The 18343-nt window shown below is 51.6% G+C and carries 19 protein-coding genes; 3 read left to right on the forward strand and 16 right to left on the reverse strand.

Annotation, left to right across the window (positions count from 1 at the left end; genetic code table 11):
* The first annotated feature begins 357 nt into the window (after positions 1 to 357).
* The 3 genes from KNP74_RS10355 to KNP74_RS10365 are packed head-to-tail and all read left to right on the forward strand — an operon-like array spanning position 358 to position 2639.
* Positions 358 to 780 carry a hypothetical protein gene (locus tag KNP74_RS10355; RefSeq protein ID WP_034781118.1) on the forward strand — a complete coding sequence of 141 codons (423 nt, stop codon included), beginning with the start codon at positions 358 to 360 and terminating at the stop codon, positions 778 to 780.
* 54 nt (positions 781 to 834) lie between these two features.
* A complete protein-coding gene (locus tag KNP74_RS10360; RefSeq protein ID WP_214764213.1) occupies positions 835 to 2001 on the forward strand; it encodes a DEAD/DEAH box helicase in 1167 nt (388 codons plus the stop codon).
* Positions 1998 to 2639, forward strand: a complete 642-nt coding sequence (locus KNP74_RS10365) for a hypothetical protein (RefSeq protein WP_214764214.1) — start codon at positions 1998 to 2000, stop codon at positions 2637 to 2639. The genes KNP74_RS10360 and KNP74_RS10365 overlap by 4 nt, the downstream gene beginning before the upstream one ends.
* Before the next feature lie 29 nt (positions 2640 to 2668).
* Here KNP74_RS10365 and KNP74_RS10370 read toward each other — a convergent pair whose 3' ends face one another.
* The 16 genes from KNP74_RS10370 to KNP74_RS10445 all read right to left on the reverse strand — a co-directional run bounded on the left by KNP74_RS10370 (position 2669) and on the right by KNP74_RS10445 (position 18325).
* The gene (locus tag KNP74_RS10370) at positions 2669 to 3769 is read right to left on the reverse strand and encodes a hypothetical protein (RefSeq protein ID WP_214764215.1); all 1101 of its coding nucleotides are present in this window, start codon (positions 3767 to 3769) and stop codon (positions 2669 to 2671) included.
* Between the two features lie 9 nt (positions 3770 to 3778).
* Complete coding sequence (locus tag KNP74_RS10375) at positions 3779 to 4585, reverse strand: hypothetical protein (protein WP_214764216.1); 807 nt, start codon at positions 4583 to 4585, stop codon at positions 3779 to 3781.
* The gene (locus KNP74_RS10380) at positions 4582 to 5262 is read right to left on the reverse strand and encodes an ABC transporter ATP-binding protein (protein WP_214764218.1); all 681 of its coding nucleotides are present in this window, start codon (positions 5260 to 5262) and stop codon (positions 4582 to 4584) included. Before KNP74_RS10380 ends, KNP74_RS10375 begins: the two co-directional genes overlap by 4 nt.
* Positions 5240 to 5632, reverse strand: coding sequence for a GntR family transcriptional regulator (locus tag KNP74_RS10385; RefSeq protein ID WP_214708735.1), 393 nt, complete (start codon positions 5630 to 5632; stop codon positions 5240 to 5242). Before KNP74_RS10385 ends, KNP74_RS10380 begins: the two co-directional genes overlap by 23 nt.
* A 124-nt stretch (positions 5633 to 5756) precedes the next feature.
* The gene (locus KNP74_RS10390; protein ID WP_214754253.1) at positions 5757 to 6362 is read right to left on the reverse strand and encodes a kinase; all 606 of its coding nucleotides are present in this window, start codon (positions 6360 to 6362) and stop codon (positions 5757 to 5759) included.
* Between the two features lie 55 nt (positions 6363 to 6417).
* Complete coding sequence (locus KNP74_RS10395) at positions 6418 to 8103, reverse strand: b(o/a)3-type cytochrome-c oxidase subunit 1 (protein ID WP_251130150.1); 1686 nt, start codon at positions 8101 to 8103, stop codon at positions 6418 to 6420.
* Positions 8104 to 8574, reverse strand: a complete 471-nt coding sequence (locus tag KNP74_RS10400; RefSeq protein WP_034781134.1) for a cytochrome c oxidase subunit II — start codon at positions 8572 to 8574, stop codon at positions 8104 to 8106.
* Between the two features lie 22 nt (positions 8575 to 8596).
* Positions 8597 to 8716 carry a cytochrome c oxidase subunit 2A gene (locus KNP74_RS10405; RefSeq protein ID WP_232819585.1) on the reverse strand — a complete coding sequence of 40 codons (120 nt, stop codon included), beginning with the start codon at positions 8714 to 8716 and terminating at the stop codon, positions 8597 to 8599.
* A 244-nt stretch (positions 8717 to 8960) separates the two neighbouring features.
* Entirely contained in the window at positions 8961 to 9671 is a 711-nt protein-coding gene (locus KNP74_RS10410) for a Crp/Fnr family transcriptional regulator (protein ID WP_214764219.1), read from the reverse strand.
* A gap of 173 nt (positions 9672 to 9844) precedes the next feature.
* Positions 9845 to 11230, reverse strand: a complete 1386-nt coding sequence (locus KNP74_RS10415; protein ID WP_214764220.1) for an aldehyde dehydrogenase — start codon at positions 11228 to 11230, stop codon at positions 9845 to 9847.
* 99 nt (positions 11231 to 11329) lie between these two features.
* On the reverse strand, positions 11330 to 12487 hold the full coding sequence (locus KNP74_RS10420) for an MFS transporter (RefSeq protein WP_214764221.1): 1158 nt from the start codon (positions 12485 to 12487) through the stop codon (positions 11330 to 11332).
* Positions 12488 to 12628: 141 nt separating this feature from the next.
* Positions 12629 to 13342 (reverse strand): purine-nucleoside phosphorylase, encoded by a 714-nt coding sequence (gene deoD, locus KNP74_RS10425; RefSeq protein WP_214764222.1) that lies wholly within the window; start codon positions 13340 to 13342, stop codon positions 12629 to 12631.
* Positions 13343 to 13357: 15 nt separating this feature from the next.
* Complete coding sequence (locus KNP74_RS10430; protein WP_034781142.1) at positions 13358 to 14065, reverse strand: response regulator transcription factor; 708 nt, start codon at positions 14063 to 14065, stop codon at positions 13358 to 13360.
* A complete protein-coding gene (locus KNP74_RS10435) occupies positions 14062 to 15810 on the reverse strand; it encodes a sensor histidine kinase (RefSeq protein ID WP_214764223.1) in 1749 nt (582 codons plus the stop codon). The genes KNP74_RS10430 and KNP74_RS10435 overlap by 4 nt, the downstream gene beginning before the upstream one ends.
* Before the next feature lie 107 nt (positions 15811 to 15917).
* A complete protein-coding gene (locus KNP74_RS10440; protein ID WP_214764224.1) occupies positions 15918 to 17117 on the reverse strand; it encodes a M48 family metallopeptidase in 1200 nt (399 codons plus the stop codon).
* Positions 17118 to 17215: 98 nt separating this feature from the next.
* Positions 17216 to 18325, reverse strand: coding sequence for a PQQ-dependent sugar dehydrogenase (locus KNP74_RS10445; protein WP_251130151.1), 1110 nt, complete (start codon positions 18323 to 18325; stop codon positions 17216 to 17218).
* Positions 18326 to 18343 lie beyond the last annotated feature (18 nt).

Consider the following 18343-nt stretch of genomic DNA (forward strand, 5'->3'; position numbering starts at 1 on the left):
GGGTCACTCCTCATAGTTGAGATAACTGCGTGCTTTCTATAAGTTGAGTGTACGTGAAAACGTGAACATTTTGTTTTACATTCTTGTGAAAGTTGTAACAATCTCATGAACGTTGGCATAAAGCCGTTTTTGTAAGCGTTTTAAATACTGTTATAATGCAAAAACCCTTCCTTCTGAAACAGATAAGTCTTGTTACGGCAGGATTCAACTCATTTCTGTATCATTTCAGATGGGATGTGACGATTTATACAGTTTTCGTAGTGATGTACCTCACACCTCGGGGATAGAACTTGAATTTTTGCCTTATATCGGACACAATGAAGGCAGAACATTGTAGAAGAGGAAGGGGTTCTTCCCGTGACGTACGAATTATTGACAGCCGCTCACGATTTAAAGACCGGTGACCGCATCTCTCTTAAAGTAGAGGAAAACGGTGAACAACGTGACGGATTTATCACTGAGTTTGAAGATGCAGGTTTTTGGATTCGGTTTGACGACGACATCGAAAACGAGGATTTCATCGACTACCGCGATAACTTGCTCGTTGCTCTCATCTCGCGCCCGATTGACGTGGCAGCGACGTATCCAGAGCTCGCTTCATACGAACGGTTGACGAAAGAATTGCAGTATCGTGTGTATCAAGGCTTCACCGTCGAAGGCGTCGAGGCGTCGGCTGACCAAATCGATGTGCACATCAAACTCATCGAGGACGGACAGACGTTCACACAGACACTCCGTTCTTCATTCGACCAAGATACTGAACATGTTCGCTATATCTAAGACAGGGAGCGCTTAAGCTTCCTTTGTTTTTGCCCCACGATAAGGAGAATTGATATGAACTTTACAAAACCATTTATTAACGAAGCCTGGGATCGCCTTGGCTTTACTGAACCAATGCCGGTCCAAGCAGAAGCGTTCCCGCTTCTGTTGGACGGTAAAGACGTCACGATCGAAGCGCCGACAGGTACCGGGAAGACGCTTGCTTACTTATTACCCGCCATCGAAAAAATCGATGCGTCGAACGACCGCATCCAAGTCGTCATCGTCGCGCCGACGCGTGAACTCGTCATGCAGATTCAAACGGTCGCGCAACGCTTCACCGAGAAAGGTGACGTCCGCATCGCTTCGTTCATCGGTGGCGTCGAGTTGAAACGTCAAATCGACCGGTTGAAGAAAAAACCACATTTGATCGTCGGGACACCGGGCCGACTCGTCGAACTCATTGAGAAGAAAAAATTGAAACTTCACGAGACGCATACGATCGTCCTCGACGAAGCCGATCAAATCATCGATAGCGGTTTGACAGAATCTGCCCAACGGATCATCAAACATACGGCGCATGAACATCAAATCGCCCTCGTCTCGGCGACACTCACAGACACGCTTCAAGCTTGGGCTGCCCCATTCTTGAACGAACCGGCCCACGTGAAAATCGAGCGGGCGGTAAGCGCACAAGTCACCTATGGCTACATGTTGACGACGCGCCGGTATAAACCAGAGTTGCTCCGCCGCCTGTCTCACGTCGACAACGTCAAAGCGCTCGCGTTCATCAACAACCGGTCGTTCTTGCCACCGTTGAAAGGTGAGCTCGACAAGATGAAAGTGAACTATCGCATGCTCGACAGCTTGAAAGGAAAGCGCGAACGTGTCGAAACACTTCGTGAGTTCCGGAAGGGTGACTACCCGCTCCTCATCACGACTGGCCTCGCAGCCCGTGGTCTCGATATCGAGGAAGTGACGCACGTCGTCCACTTCGACTTGCCAGAATCAATCGATGACTTTATTCACCGCTCAGGCCGGACGGCACGCGGGAATGCGGCCGGGACCGTGCTCTCGCTCGTGACAGATGAGGATTTGACCCATTTGAAATCGTTCGCCCGTCAACTCGGCGTTGAATTGAAAGAACTCGAGATTTACCGTGGCGACGTCATCGAGAAGCGAATCGAGGATAAACCGCCGGTCGTCAAGCGTCCTGCGAATAAACGAGGACCACGCCGATGAAAAAAGACCGGAAAGTAATTCCATTCCCTTTGCTCGTAGAAGAGTCCGAATTGCTGGCCGAGCTGAAAAAAATGTATGAGCAGGCCGCGCTCGCGCGCATCACGCAATGGACGAACTATATACAAGAGATCACCTCGGAAGGCACGTGGCACTTGAAAGACGCGGAGCTATTCCGCGACTTGTTCATCGATTGGGCCGTCTTCTTCGAGACGGACGAGGACGGGATGACACCGCACGGCCGCTATTTGGCGGATCAAAAAGCCGACATGTCCCCGGCCTTGTATCACGCGCTCCGCGGCTTGGCGGTTCCGCGTTGTTCGGTGTTTGAAGTGACCGAGGACGGCTTACGCGACTGGGAGACGAAAGAGACGTATCGCGTCAACCTCCCCGAAAAGCGCGAGGTCGGCGACATTATGCTCGGCAAGCTGCTCGATATCCGTGGCAGCTGGCGTTTCGGATCGGCGTTCCTCGCCCTTCCGGCGAAAATGGCCGGTAACGTGTCGGACCTGTATATCGACTTCACCGATGAGGTCGGTCCGGGTGCGTTCCTCGACCAGTTCCCAGAGTTTTGTGCGGAACTGATCGACATGTTGCTCGATTTAGAAGACGGGGTCATCGTCCCGAAACCATCAAAATAACCGAGAGGCGGCCGCCTCTCGGTTATTTGTTATTGTACATAATACTGTGTGTTTGAGAGCAATGCTTTCGCCTCATCGTTCGTCGCTTTCACCGCGGCGCTCGAGATGGCTTTCCCATCCTCATACACATCGATGACGGCACCATCTTTCGCCGGACGGATATGATACAGTTGATTACCGACGTATGACGTCGTGCCGACCGAACCATCGATGACTTGACGCGTCGATTGCTTCCCTGTTTTCAAGTCGACGACAAGTTCGGTTCCGTCTTCCTGCAAGGCGATCAATTGATCCTCATAGACGGTTACGTCCCCAATATCCCCTTCACTCTTTAACTCGACGACTCGTTTTTCCTCGATGTCATACGCATACAGTCCAAACCGTTCCGTCTCGTTCGTGTACGTCTGACCATCTTCGGTAATCGTCTCGTACGTCCCAAGACGTACTGGGAGGAAACGATTATCGGCAGAGAGTGGCGTCCGATTCTCATCGTAAAACCACGACGTGCCGAACACACTGGAAATGTAGCCGTCTTCTACCGTGATTTCTTCGGTGGCGATATCTGTCGATCCCTCATCAAACACCGCGAGTTTCGTCGCTGCCTGTCTGTCATAACCGTCACGATAAATCAAATGGACGCGGCTGTCTTGAACGAATATACCGTGCCAGTTCCCTTCCATGATTTCAACCGCACTACTGACGTCTGACGGGAATGTTGTCGTCGTCACGTCTTCGCCTTCGGTCCGGAAGAGGACGATTTCCTCGTTTCCTTTTTGTCCGATTCCGACATATCCATCATTCGTGCGCACCAACTGGGTAAAACTAAGATTCGTCATTTGACGATAGAATTTCCGCATCGTCGGATCAATCTGTTCACGTTGTTTAAGCGCTTCTTCGACATAATTTAAATGTGTCGTCACTTCGCTGCCAGACCGAGAGATTTCAAACTGTTCTTGGACTTCATCCCCGGTTTCATAAAAAGCTCGTATCTTTTGATTTTCCCATACACTTTCGTCCGTTTTGACGTCGAGCACCCACTCCGCCGTTGATGCTTTCGAATCAATGGCGAACGTACCGAGGCCGATGATGACGACCACACCGAGCGCGGCCACATTCCACATTCGTTTCATCTGCTCACCTCACACACTTAATTTTTTCGTCAACTGACGATGTCCGATCCAAATGACCCCAATAAACCAAATCACTAAAATAAGAGTGAAGACGGCCAGCGTCTCTTCCATGAATAGGTAGTTCTCAACGGTAAAGAATCCAATCATCGGCACAACTATGACCACCCCAATCGTCAATAAAGCGAGGAACGGTGCCCATACCGTCCGTTGCCAAAGGCTCCGTTCGATCAACACAAATGTGAAGATGAACAAAACGGCTAGGACAATTAATGCTTGATGGACAAAGAAGTTGAATAGTGACGCCGGGAACATGACCGAGAGCGCCCCATCGTAACCGATGGCCTGTTCGAACGAGCCACGCATTGAAATCATCTGCGAATCGAACCAACTCGTAAACGCTATGTACTGGAGTTTAAGGGCAATCCATTGAACCGAGAACAAGCCAAGGATTAGCAACATCATAGTCGCCAGCTTCGCAGCGAAGACGAGCATCCGTTGTTGTGGCATGAGCAACAAGCGCATCATGAACGTCCCACGGCCTTGGAAGTCACGATACCAAATCCAAAAACTGAAGAATACCATCGCCGTGACAGCAACCCCAATCGACAAGATGAACGGTGTCCCTCCGAGATAATTGGCGAACGTCAAGATATAATCCGGTGTCCCGGTGCGACGCATCTCTTCATACATGTTCGTCTCGCTCCATAAGAAGATACCGAGCCATGCGAACTGCGTGACGACGAGCAATGTGATTAAGATGAGATATGGTTTCGTCATCCGCTCGACTTCCCATCCGAGTAGTTTCAATAGATTCATGCGCCATACTCCTCTCTCATGACGTCGACGATCGACTTCCCATGAATGAAGCGGACGTCCTCGACGTCGAACTCGCGGACGATCCGACCGCGGTTCAAGAGGACGGCCTTGTCGACCAAGTATTCGATATCGTCAATCTCGTGCGTCGTGATCAACACACCGCGGTCTTCCATCAAATCGCTCGAGAACAACTCGACGATTTGTTCTTTCGAGAATACGTCGATGCCCGAGAACGGTTCGTCGAGCAATAAATAGTCCGGGTCTTGGGCGATGCCGAGCGCCAAATTCACTTTCGCGAGCGTCCCTTTTGAGAGTTCATTCAACTTGTCCTCGGGGAACAGCTTGAACTCATCGACAAGACGGGCAAACAATTTCGGGTCGAACTTTGGATAAAAGTCGCGCATGAACGCCTCGCACTGTTCAATGGTGAAATGGATGGGGAACGTCGAATGATCCGGTACGAACGCGACACGATTCAAGTCGAGCGGTTTGCCGTCGACGAGTACCGTGCCCCGGTCGAATCGCGTCAGCCCCATGATCCCTTTGAGAATGGTCGACTTCCCGGTCCCATTCAAGCCGATCAGGCACGTGATTTCTCCTTTTTGGGCCGTGAACGACACGTCTTCGATAACTTGTTTTCTCCGGTAACGTTTTTTAACTCCCAATACTTCGATCATCGAGATTCCCCTCCCCGTATTGCCGTTTGATTTTATCGACGAGCTCATCCATCGTGACGTCGAGTTCTTGAATCGATTCGACGAAGACGGCGACCGCCTCATCGACGAGTTCGGTACGGATCCGTTTCAATACATGTTCATCCGTCGTCACGCGACTTGGGCGATTCCGTTCGGTCGTAATCAATTGTTGTTCCTCCATTTCTTTGAACGCCTTTTGGACGGTGTTCGGGTTAATTTTCAATTCGCTCGCTAACTCACGCCGCGACGGCATCTCTTCGCCCGCTTTCAGTTCGCCAAGTGCCATTTTCTTTTTGAAGTAGTCGACGACTTGGATGTAGACCGGGGCTCTCGTGTTGAATTGTATGATCATGTGGTCACCTCTCTAAGTGTATGATGCGACTAATACACTACCTGACTGTATTATCACCATAGTACACTAACGGAGTCAACAGTTTTTTCCAAAATAAAAACGCATCCTCCTATAAGTGGATGCGTCAACTGGATTGAACGATGTGATTGGCTTTGGCTTTCGGGTTGACCGTCTTCAAATAATGCACTTCTCCGGGCCAGTACCGGCGCTCGTACTTGGCAATCCGCTCCGACAACTCGCCGATATACGTATCCCTATTCAAGACCCGTTCATACCGGACCTCCCGCGGACAGTCGAGATAGACGACGTAGTCAAAATAAGGGCGCCACTCGTCCCGCAATAAGAAAATTCCTTCGATCAAGACAAGTGCGTTCGGAGCAATCTCGATCGTTCGCATGACGATTTCGTCCCGGTCGCGCGCATAGTACGGTAACGTCAGCGTTGTCTCCCCTTGCCGCAACGGTTCGAACAACGTCTGGACAAGTAAGTCGACGTCCCATTGGAGCGCATAATATTCCATCGCTTCCGATTGTCCCGTCCCGTAACGCCGATGCCGCTCGACGATAAAATCATCGATATGTAGCATCATTTCCTTCGGTGAGGTCCCGCGCAGTTGATCAACAAGCGTCGTCTTCCCAGCTCCGCTCAATCCGTCGATGGCGACGATGAACGGCCGGCCTTGCGGATACTTGGCGTGTTCTCGACGAATGGTTTCCCGTAAAGTGTCCATCCCCTCATCCCCTTCCTACAAAAAAAGTCAGCCCCGCTAAAGGGCTGACTTCAGTTTACCAGAGCACCCAGCCTTTCGCTCCCGGTGGCGCACTCTCAATCAAGTGCCAAATCGGGACCGTATAAGCGAACGCGATCAAGACGAACGTGACGGTGATCCATAGTTTCCAGTTTTCAAAGAAACGCGGTGTCTCCATCGCCGCCTCCTCTGTCTCGGCGAGCGGGAACTCCTCTTCTCCTTTCGGGGCGAGGAATGACAAGTTGAACATCGAATAGACGAAGATGAGGACCGAGATCAACAGAATTGTCCCGCCAATCGCCATGGCGATGTGGTATGGAATCCATTCGCGCGTGAGCGCATCCGAGAAGTACGTTGCCGGACCAGTCCGACGCGGGTTACCTTGAAGGCCCGAGATGTGCATAGCGTAAGACATGATCGACATTCCGAACGCCCACGTTCCCGTTTGAATCAATCCGATTCGATTCATCGCTTTCGTGAGGGTCCGACCGCGCAATACCGGCACGAGCCAATATGCCGTTCCGAAGAACGTCAAGGCGACGGCCGTCCCGACTGTGATATGGAAGTGACCTGTGACCCAAAGTGTGTTGTGGACCATCGCGTTCAATTGGTGCGATGCGTTGATGATCCCGCCGGCTCCGGCTGGAATGAAGAACAACATGCCCACGAACGGCGCGAGGAAACGGACATCCCCATATGGCATTTTCTTGACCCAACCGAATAACCCGCGGGCACCGAGTGCGCGACCACGCAGCTCGAACGTCGCAAACAGCGAGAACGCTGTCATGAACGATGGGATGACGACGAGGAACGTCAGGATGACTTGAACGAACTTCCAGAACGGTTCAATCCCTGGTTCCGTCAACTGGTGGTGGAATCCGACCGGGAACGAGAACAGGAGGAACAACAGGAACGCCATCCGGGCGAGCGCATCCGAGAAAATTTTCCCGCCGATGACTTTCGGCACGACCGTATACCAGACGATATAGGCCGGCATGAGCCAGAAATAGACGAGGGGGTGACCGAAGTACCAGAACAACGTCCGTGATAACTCGATTCCGACCGTGTCTTTCCATCCGAGCGAGAGCGGGAGCAGTTGGAATAAAATCGTTCCGGCGACACCGAGCGTGGCGATGACCCACAAGAGCATCGTCATGATACTCATATACGCTGGAAGCGGCGGATGCACGCCTGGATTTTCCCGTTTATAGTCCGCATACATCCGGAACATGGCGAACGCCGACAACCATGTCCCGACGACGAACAAGACGAGACCGATATAGAACACTGGATCGGCCATGAGTGGCGCGTAGAACGTATACAAAACGGTCGCTTTATTGGCAAGCACCATGATTGTGACGAGCACGGCACCGGCGATAATCATCCAAAACCCGAGCCAAGCAACCCGTGTCGGAAATGACTCAAAGCGTCCGAACGACTTAGCGAGCAGCGCGTAAAGCAGACCGATAATAAACATTGTCGTGAAAACGAGACCGAGCATGATGCCGTGCGCGGTCAAAAGTTGATAATAACCGAACACTTCCGGGATGACGCCCGTTCGGATGAGCGTCTGCATGAGTCCTGCCAAACCGCCGATTAAGACGGCGAGGACCGAAATGACGACATGGGCATAGGCGAGGCGCGCTTCTTTAACACCGATACTTGGTACCGGTACGCCGCGTTCCATTTCCCACTGTTTTAATTTTGAGGCTACGTCATTCATTTAGTCCACCACCTTAATTTTTGTCGACATCATGTGATGTCCGGTTCCACAGTATTCGTTACATAGAATCAAGAATTCGCCTGCTTCTTCGAACGTATACGTGAGCGAGTTGATGTGGCCTGGCACGACCATCATATTGACCGGTGTCCCTGTCAATTGGAACCCGTGGACGACGTCCGGTGACGTGACGAGAAACGTGACTTTCGCCCCTTTTGGTATTTCCACATTGCCCGGTGTGAATGTGAACGCTTGGGCGACCATGACGAGCTCATACTCGTTGTCACCGATTTTATGAAGCCCCGGTTTGTCGAACGGTGCAGTTTGATGCACTTTTGCCGGGTCGATCAAATCGGCGTCCGAAGCCGGCTGATTCCCTGCCGCAAACGCAGAGATACCGAGCACTGTCAAAAAGACGCCTAATAGAATAATGCCGAATACTAACCAATACTTCTCAAGTTTATGAATATGCATCGTGCTTCCCTCCTCTTGCTCGTTATCGTGTCACAAATAAGTAAAAGACCGACGACCACATGGCAATGATGACGCCAGCGACAATCATGACCGATGTGAACGTGCCTTTTAAGTTCGGTTCTTGTCCATCGTTTTTCTCCACGTGAAGGACCCCTTTCCCTTTGATTTCCACTTTCATTGTATGAAAAGGGGCACTGATTAATATGTGACATTTGTCACTTCAAAAGTGACAATCACATCAAATTTGCGTAGTTTCCACACATAAAGTTCACATTTGAAAAAAAGGCATACAAAAAGGCGATTGCTCCGACATAAGTCGGTCCAATCACCTGTTCATGTTCTCATGTTGTGACGCCGCACGTTTTTCAATGCTTATGAACGGCAAGTCAAAGCCGACAAATACCGGCGGGACAGCCTTCGCAGTAACATAGCTCTTTTAGGAAATCGATGTCATGCAACACCATCGATGTCGGAGTCGTCGTTAACACGCCTTCTTTCCGCCACTGGTTCATCATTCGATTGACCGTTTCGCGAGGTGCACCGATCAATTGTCCGAGTTCGCCGTCAGACGGATGTCTCGGAACTGTGACCCCCTCTGTCTCCTCTACGCCGTGCATTGCCGCCATGCGAAGCAACGTCGAGGCGAGCGCCCCTGGCTTCCCATACAGCAACAAGTCACGCAACTTCATCTCGGACTGTTTACGCATCATCGAAGTCCAACGCAACACCTCCGTAGCCAGCTGCGCGTCTTGACGCACGAGCTCGTCCATCTCTTGTTTTGAAATCCAGCCGATGACACTGTCCTCGGTCGTCTCGATACTGTAGGAGCTCGGGAATACATCGTCGATGTCGAACTCTCCAAAGAAGTCGTCAGCGCCGTATATGAACATGATGAGCGAACTCCCTTTTTTCGTCAGTTTCGTGAATTTGACGGCACCGCTCTTCAAATAAAAGAACTTACTGCATTTTTCTCCTTCCCAACAAACGATACTCGCTTTTGAATATTCTTGAAACGTCATCATCTCGAATAAGAGCTGTTTCGTCTCTTCTGAGAAGACGAAGCTGTTCGGTTGGGTCGTCCCACATTTCATAGTCATGTTGTCTGCTCCCTCCACTGGTCTCATGCCTAATCTGGCCTCGTGCGTGATATATGGTTTTATTATACAGGAGGGCAATGGGCATTTTCATAAAAGTATGTGACATTTCAAACAATCTTCTTATTTTTTCGTTCACAAAAAAAAGACTGCAGGCTCTCTGCAGTCTAATCCAATCATCGGTAGACGAGTCGAATCAACTTCTCGGCTCCTTTGAAGTTCGGATAACGAACCGGAAAATCAAATTTCGTCGTATTGCGTAAAATCGATTTGGCATGGCTGAACGTCTCAAAGCTGTAGCGACCATGATACGAGCCCATTCCGCTCTCACCGACGCCACCGAACGGCAGGTTCGGGTTCGTCAAATGCATAAGAACATCATTGACACAACCTCCGCCAAACGTGAGATGCTTCATCACCTTCTGCTCCACCTCTTTCGTCTCAGTGAACAAATAGAGCGCGAGCGGGTGTGGGCGCGCTGCAACGAAATCAATCACTTCATCGAGTTGACGATACGTGAGTACCGGTAGAATCGGCCCAAAAATCTCATCCTTCATAACGTTTGCGTCTTCTTCGATGTCCGTCAATACAGTCGGAGCGATCTTCAATTGATCTCGGTCGGTCTGACCTCCGAAAAATACGTCGCCTTCCGTCAAATATCCGGTCAAACGGTCGAAATGTGTCTCATTGACGATTCGTGTGAACCGCTTCGTCCCGACGCCATTCCCGAACATCGTGAACGCTTCACGTTTAATGGCTTCGAGGAATACCTCTCGTTTCGATTCATGGACGAGGACATAGTCTGGAGCGACGCACGTTTGCCCGGCGTTCATCCATTTGCCCCAAGCGATCCGTTTCGCCGCAATCTCGATATTGGCATCGTCATGGACGATGGCCGGCGATTTCCCGCCGAGCTCAAGCGTGACCGGCGTCAAATGTTTCGCCGCCGCCTCCATGACAATTTTTCCGACCGGTGTCGACCCAGTGAAGAAGATATGGTCCCACTTCTTTGCGAGCAGTTCCGTCGCCACGTCTTTATCTCCTTCGACGCTGACGACGTAGCGGTCAGTGAACGCCCGTTCGAGCACTTTTGTGATTATTTGGGCGACGTTCGGTGTCAATTCCGAAGGCTTCACGACGGCCGTGTTCCCTGCGGCAATCGCTCCGATGAGCGGTGCCATCGCCAATTGAAACGGGTAGTTCCATGGAGCGATAATCAGTACCGTGCCATAAGGTTCATACATGACCTCACTTTTCGTCCCGAGATGAATCGAAGCACCGCGGACTCGCTTCGGGCGCATCCAACGTTTCAACTCACGAGTCGTCCGTGTAATCTCATCGTAGACGAAACCAATTTCCGTCGTGAACGCGTCGAGTTCCGATTTGTTCAAATCCTGCTCCAACGCTTGGAGAATTTCGGCCTCATGATGTTTGATCGATTCTTTTAAAAACGTCAGCATACTGAGACGGAATGCGAGCGATTTGGTCGCTTGGGTCCGATAGAAACGACGTTGTTTACGGATGAGCTCTTCGATGGTCAACTGTTCGATTGGTGCGAGCATAAATCTGCCTCCCTTAGATGATAGCGCTAGCTTCATCTTATCATTTTCTCTTGGCCATCGACCATTTTGAACCTTCGCTCCGCACACTCTCGGTCTGCCTTATCTCACGGGCACGTTCCGCTTTTTCGCTTGTTGCATCATGACGAGAACCAACCCGGCGGCGAGCAAGATGCCTCCGGTCACCGTGAATTTTTGCGTCACCGTGATGGAAAGCCAGCCTAAAAAAGCCGATCCCGTTACCGTCCCGAGCGAGAAGAAGGCATAAAAATATCCGTAGGATTTGCCACGGTTGGCATGGTTGGTGGCTTTGATCAACATCGTGTTGATGGCTGGGAACAAGATCGCGAAACCGACACCGTACAAGGCGAGCACCCCGTATAAGAGACTAGATGTCTCGGCACGGCCGATCAACAGTTGGCTCACACCAAGAATGCCGACACCGAGTGCCGCAAGTTTCGCTGGTTCGATTTGATCGAACAAACGGTTCGTCGGTAACACAAATACGAGCACCGCCATGATTCCGAACGTACTAAGCAGTGTCCCGCTCAAGCGGGAGTCATAGCCGAGCGACTGTACATAAAGTGGTAGCAAGAACGCGATCGCACCTTGCGAGAACATTAAAAGGAAGGCACCGATATACGCCTTCACGACGTCACGTTCAAGCCGTGATTTCCCTTCCTCTTGACGGCTCGATGTTCCGAGCGACAGTTTCGACGGACGTAAAAAGATGAGTGCGAGTAATGCGACCATCGCCCCATAAAACGCGACGTATGTGAAAACGACGGGGACGGTCGTTCGACTCGCCATGATCCCACTGAACGCCGGCCCGATGATGGCCGCCAACCCGACAAAACTGCCGGTCAATGCCACTTTCTTCCCTTGACGGTTCGCTGCGGTCAAATTGGCAGACAACGTGAACGCGGCCGGTACGATCAAGCCGGCGACGAACCCGTGCACGATGCGGACGATGAGAAGCGTCGTCGATGTGTCGACGAGATGGTATGACAATAGACTGAGGCTCGATAGCCCGAGACCGACGAATAAGATGACGATCGGACCGATTCGGTCAGTCCAGATCCCCGATAAAATGTTGCCGAACGTGTTCGACAACGAATAAATGGCAATGACGAGTCCGGCGATGAACGGTGTCGCACCGACCGATGTCGCGAACGTGCTCATGACCGGAAGCTGGGCAAAAAGATCAAAGAAAGCAAAAAAGACGATACTATAAATGACAAAAGCAGATGCTTTGTTCATAGTCACAACTCCTTGGTACAGCCCGATTTTCGAACTGTTCGTTTCAGCTTCAGTCTAGCTTGCCGGTTTCACTTTGTATACACGGGAAGGCGCACGGACACAAAAATGCCCTACAAACCAGTGGCTTGTAGGGCATTTGCATCAGTTCGTGACTTCGACCGCTGTATCGAGTGCGACACGGATCATCTCGTCAAACGTCGTTTGACGTTCTTCGGATGTCGTCTCTTCTCCTGTCAACAAGTGGTCTGAGATCGTAAGGATCGTCAACGCGTTCACTTTATGTTTCGCAGCGAGTGTGTAGAGTCCTGCCGCCTCCATCTCGATGGCGAGGCAACCGAAGTCGGCCCACTTCTTGAAATGGTGGAAATCATCTTGATAGAACTGGTCGGCTGTGAAGATTTGACCGACTTTGACCGGGATGCCGGCGTTTTCAGCGTTCATATAAGCGCGATGTAGGAGGTCGAACGTCGCTGTCGGTGCATAGTCCATCCCGTTGAAGCGCACACGGTTTTGACCCATCTCACTCGATGCGCTCATCGCGATGACGACGTCACGTACTTTAACGTCTTCTTGAATCCCACCGGCCGTACCGACACGGATCAAGTTTTTCGCGCCGTATGACATGATCAATTCGTTCACGTAAATCGACATCGATGGAACGCCCATTCCCGTCCCTTGAACCGAAATGCGTTTCCCTTTATATGTTCCTGTGAAGCCATACATCCCGCGGACCTCGTTATATAACTCGACGTCCTCAAGGAACGTTTCCGCGATATATTTCGCGCGAAGCGGATCTCCCGGTAACAATACCGTTTCTGCGATTTGTCCTGGTTCTGCCCCAATGTGTACACTCATGATTAAATTCCTCCTTCAAGATAGTCGGTGACACTGCTCCCGATATTCATTCGGGGTGATGCCAACCTGTTTTTTAAAGACTTTCCGGAAATATTTATCATCCGAAAAGCCGACCGCTTGGGCGACTTCATAAATACGTTGTCTACTCGTCTCAAGGAGACGTTTCGCCTCGAGCATCCGGATCGACAGCAAATATTCGGATAAGTTGACGCCGTACTGTTGTTTGAAGCGACGCGATATGTATTCGCGGCTCAAGTAAAAGCGCTCGCTCATCCCTTGTAAGCTGAGTTCTTCCGCATAATGGCGCTCGATGAACGCACCAATCTGTAGAATCGGATCCGCTTCATCAGGCGTGACGTCAGCAAGAGCGCGTGCAAGCGTCTCATTCAAGACGTCCGGGTCGATCGGCTTCAACAAGTAATCAAAACTACCGAGCTGAATCGCACGCCGCATGTACGAATATTCGTCATAACCGGTCAATACGATTAGCTTGGTCGCCTCAGCTTCCTTATGAACCCATTCCATCAGCTCGATGCCGTTACAACGAGGCATCTGCAGGTCCGATAAAATCAGTGCTGGCCGTTCCTTGGCGATGATTCGTTTCGCTTCTTCCCCGTCCTGCGCCTCGATCACTTTCGTGACGCCGAGCTGTTCCCACTCCCCGAGCAGTTTCACCGCTTCCCGTACCGGCGACTCATCATCGACGATCAATACTTTCGTCATGACGCATCCGCCTCCTTTACGGCCGGGAAACGCATGACAATACGAAATCCGCCTGTCTCTGGTGTAGCCAACATAAACTGAGCCTCCCGATTATAGTTTAACATGAGTCGATCCCGAATGTTCTTTAAACCGGTGCCTTCTGCCCCATTCAAAGGTTGGGTCGACTTCTCAATCCGTTCTTTTAACAACGCTAGCTCTTCGTCCGAGATATCGCGTCCGCTATTCTCACATCGAATCACGAGATCTGGCCCTGCTTGGTGAATCCGGACCGAGAAGTGGTTCGCTGCTGTCGCACCGTCGCGCTCAAATCCATGCTTAAAGAAGTTCTCGGCGAGCGGCTGCAAAATCATCTTCGGCACGGTCAAATCGAGGAGCGTCTCCGGAACGTCGACCTCGATCTCGAATTGATCCGGGAACCGGACTTGCTGCAGCCGAATGTAAGACGTGAGGTGGTCGACTTCTCGCCTAAGCGTCACCATCGATTCGTCCGGATGCATCGTGTAACGCATCATCGACGAGAGTTGGGTAATCAGACGGTACACCGTCTTACCGTCCCCTTTCAACGCGAGCGTCCCAATCGACTGCAAGGCGTTGAATAAAAAATGTGGGTTCGTCTGGGCTTGGAGCGCTCTCAGTTCATTCGTCCGATTTTCGAGCGCTAGACGATATTCTCGTTGAATCAAATCGTCAATGCGTTCGATCATCCGTTTGAATTGCCGTCCGAGCACACCGAACTCATCATTTCCGAGGGAATCGAATGAGACCGTCATGTCCCCTTGTTCGATTCGCCAAATGTTCGACGTGAGCGTCTTGATTGGAGTCGTCAAACGCATCGAGGCATAGGTCGCCCCAATCAATGCCAATACGAGCGACACCATCCCGACGACAAAGATGATGAACGACGTCCGCGACGCCGGCTCGGTCAACAATCGATCCGGTATCGATTTTCCGACGTAGAACGTCTGGTTCTCAAACTCGAACGATTTGACGATACGGTGATGCTTTCCATCGCTCGACAGCGAGTTCGTCGATACATTTTGCGGGATTTCACCGTCACCGAGTTGTGCGAACACTTGATTGCCTCCCCCGACGAACCAGAGGCTCTCGCTCGGATTGTTCTGTAGTGAGGCGAGTTGGCCGATGAAAATGTCATCCGGAATATCAATCGACAATATCGCGAGTGGCTGATCCGTCTCGATTTTGTCGAGTCGGAAATGAAGTGTGACGACCTGCTCTTCCGAGACGAGCGGCCCGAAATCATGATAGGGCACGAGCGGATGCGAGGCCTCAAGCAGGACGCGGCTCTCCTCATATTTCAATAGTTGTTGCTGAATCTCACTTGGCTGCTGTTTCGAACGCGGGGACACTTTCATTTTATAAGCGGCGAACGAGTCCATGTCTTCGAGCATGAGCAGTTGAATCTGGGCCACATCCTCGCGGGACAAGTACATTCCGAGGAGCGCCCGTCTCACTTCCAATTCGGTCTGCTGAAGGGATAGCCCCGGCCCATACTCGAGAATATCGAGCACGTCCCGGTTCGCATATAGACTTGTCGGCAGGCGGCTCAAGTCCGAGATATATCGCTCCATTTGCAGCGTCCCACGCTCAAGCGACCATTCGGTGAGCTGGAGCCCCCGCTCTCGCTCCCTATCTTTGACGTACCAAAAAGAAATGACCGTCGCCAAAATGACGGGAACGATAATCGTCAAGGCGATCATTCCCGTCAGCTTCGTCCGAATGCTCATCCGCGCATCGCCTCCTCGCTGTCATTATATCACGGTCCATGCAAGCGTTTGCAACAGCTGTTATTAAAAAGGTTTATGGCCACACGCATGGCCATAAACCTCTCTGTTCACTCGTACGATTGAATCAATTCGATGATTCCTGTTGGTTGACCGGAGTCGGCAGCGAGTTCAGCCGGGGTCATCCCGTCCTCGTTCTCAAGGGACACGTCGGCACCGCTCTCGAGCAACAGCTCGACCGTGTCGATGTCCGCGCCTTCCCCGTATAACAAGTTATGGAGCGGCGTATCGCCATACAGGTCTTGCGTGTTGACGTCAGCACCGTCCGCCAGCAATGCCGCGAACTCTTCGTACGATGCATCGTTATAGGCAAGTTCTTGAATCGGCTCTTCTGCCATGGCATCAAGCGAGCCGAACCCTTCTGAGAAGCCAGTCAATCCGTCGCTCGTGAACAACCAGGCGACAATGGCCACATTGACAATGACGCTCAATACAATCGTCCCGATAATCGACCCTTTGACATACCCTGCCGTCTTGAAGACCGGAACGTTCGTCTCACCGGCGTTCGTCGCGATGGCCGCAATCCGTTTCGGGAGCGGCGGATGCGTCGATAACAGCTCGCTCAACTTGGCGATAAATCCGTTCTCACGGCTCGCTTCGTACAAGTAGTCAAACTCGCTCACTTCTTTTGCCAACTTCCCACCGATCGCAAGAATCGTGAGGGCACGTTTCGATGCGGCTTGGTCTTGAATGTAATGGGCGGCCATGCGGTCACACGTAAATTCACAGGCGCGCGAATAGGCAGACCCTAAAAACGGGATCCAGCCGCCGAGCATCATGGCCCACTGTTTTTGAACGTGATTACGGCGAATGTGTGCCAGTTCATGCGCAATGACAAACTCGACTTCTTTCGTGTACCCATCACGTGACAACTCGACGATATCCGAATACAAGATGACCATGTTCTTTTGGAAGAAACGTGTCGCGAAAGCGTTCAAGACGCCCCCGGCTTGAAGAATGTAGACGTCCGGGAGTAGGCGAATCCCCATCTCTTGCCCGACACGCTGATACGTATGATGCAAGTCGGCGAATTGACGCTCTGTCACTTTGACGCCGTTCGTGCGAATATATCCGATTTGAAGCCAGTGCGTGAATAGAGACAATGCTAAAATCGTTCCGATTATCCATAAGAAAATGCCGAGAGAGGCGATTGTGAAGACGATTCCTAACACCACCGTCAACACGCTGGCCGCGACGAGCAGTCCAAAATACAGCTTTTCGTTCTTATGTACCAATTGCGATTGTTTCATGTAAAATTCCCCTTCATTTTCCATATGAAGTCCATTATACCTGATAATTGGATATCGACAACAAAAAAAAAAATAGAAACTGACACGGGTGTCAGTTTCTATTCGAGGGTCAAGCGATACAGCTGATCATCCTCATTGCTCGGATTTCCGCGTCCATCCGTATTGTTCGTGATGAAGTAGAGCTCTCCGTCTCCTAACCAGACATCACGGATACGCCCTTTGTCCTCGACGAGCGGGGTGACCTCTTTTGTCTCTCGGTCGATGGCAACAAGGCGATTCCCCCGAAGCGTCGCCATGTATACGTAACGGTCGTCCGCCGCGATTCCCGAAGGGGCCCACGATGTCTCCCCGACTTCGAACCATGGTGTCTCGAGACCATCTTGTTCCTGGTCTGCCTCGATGAGCGGCCAGCCATAGTTGTTTCCCCGCTCGAGAATGTTCACTTCATCGTGACCGGACGCCCCATGTTCACTCGCATAGAGCGTGTCGCCAACTTTCGTCAAACCTTGGGGATTGCGGTGGCCCGACGAATAAATCCAATCGGTCGGCTCGCCTGTTCCGGATAAGGACACCCGTAACACTTTTCCGGCAATCGACGTCTCATCTTGAGCGAGATCCGGAACGAGGGCGTCTCCCGTGGTGACCCAAAGTGCGTCGCCATCGAGCAATAAGCGGCCGCCGTTGTGGAACTGGGCGCCTGGGATCTCATCGAGCACGACAGCCGTCTCTTCAAAGCGCTCCCCGTCCCACGTCAATTCGACGACCCGGTTTCGTACGTCCCCAGGTGTCCCGTACGTATGATAGGCGTACACTTGTCGGGATGTCGTGAAATCTGTCGTCAAGGCCAGGCCGAGTAAACCACCCTCGCCGATTTCGAGCACATCTTCTTCGAGGACGACCGGTTGTCGATCGAGATTCCCGTCCGCATCGATGACGGCGATTGTGCCACCTCGTTCCGAGATAAGCCATCCTTCGTCGGTCCTTACCATCGACCACGGTACGTCCAATTGCTCAACGATAGACTCGCTCGCACCGAATGTCAGCGAATCGTCTGCTTCCGATGTTGGTGCATCGCCTGGTGTATCTTCCGCAGGTGTTTCTTCGGTCGACTCTTCGACCGGAGTCTCTTCTGGCGCCGGTGCGTCAGCAGGTTCCGATGCACAACCTGCTAATACGGCAAGAGATAACACAAGGATCCATCGTTTCAACATGATCGCCTCCTTTTC

Origin of the sequence: Exiguobacterium sp. s141 (assembly GCF_018618085.1) — a bacterium.
GTDB lineage: Bacteria > Bacillota > Bacilli > Exiguobacteriales > Exiguobacteriaceae > Exiguobacterium > Exiguobacterium mexicanum_A.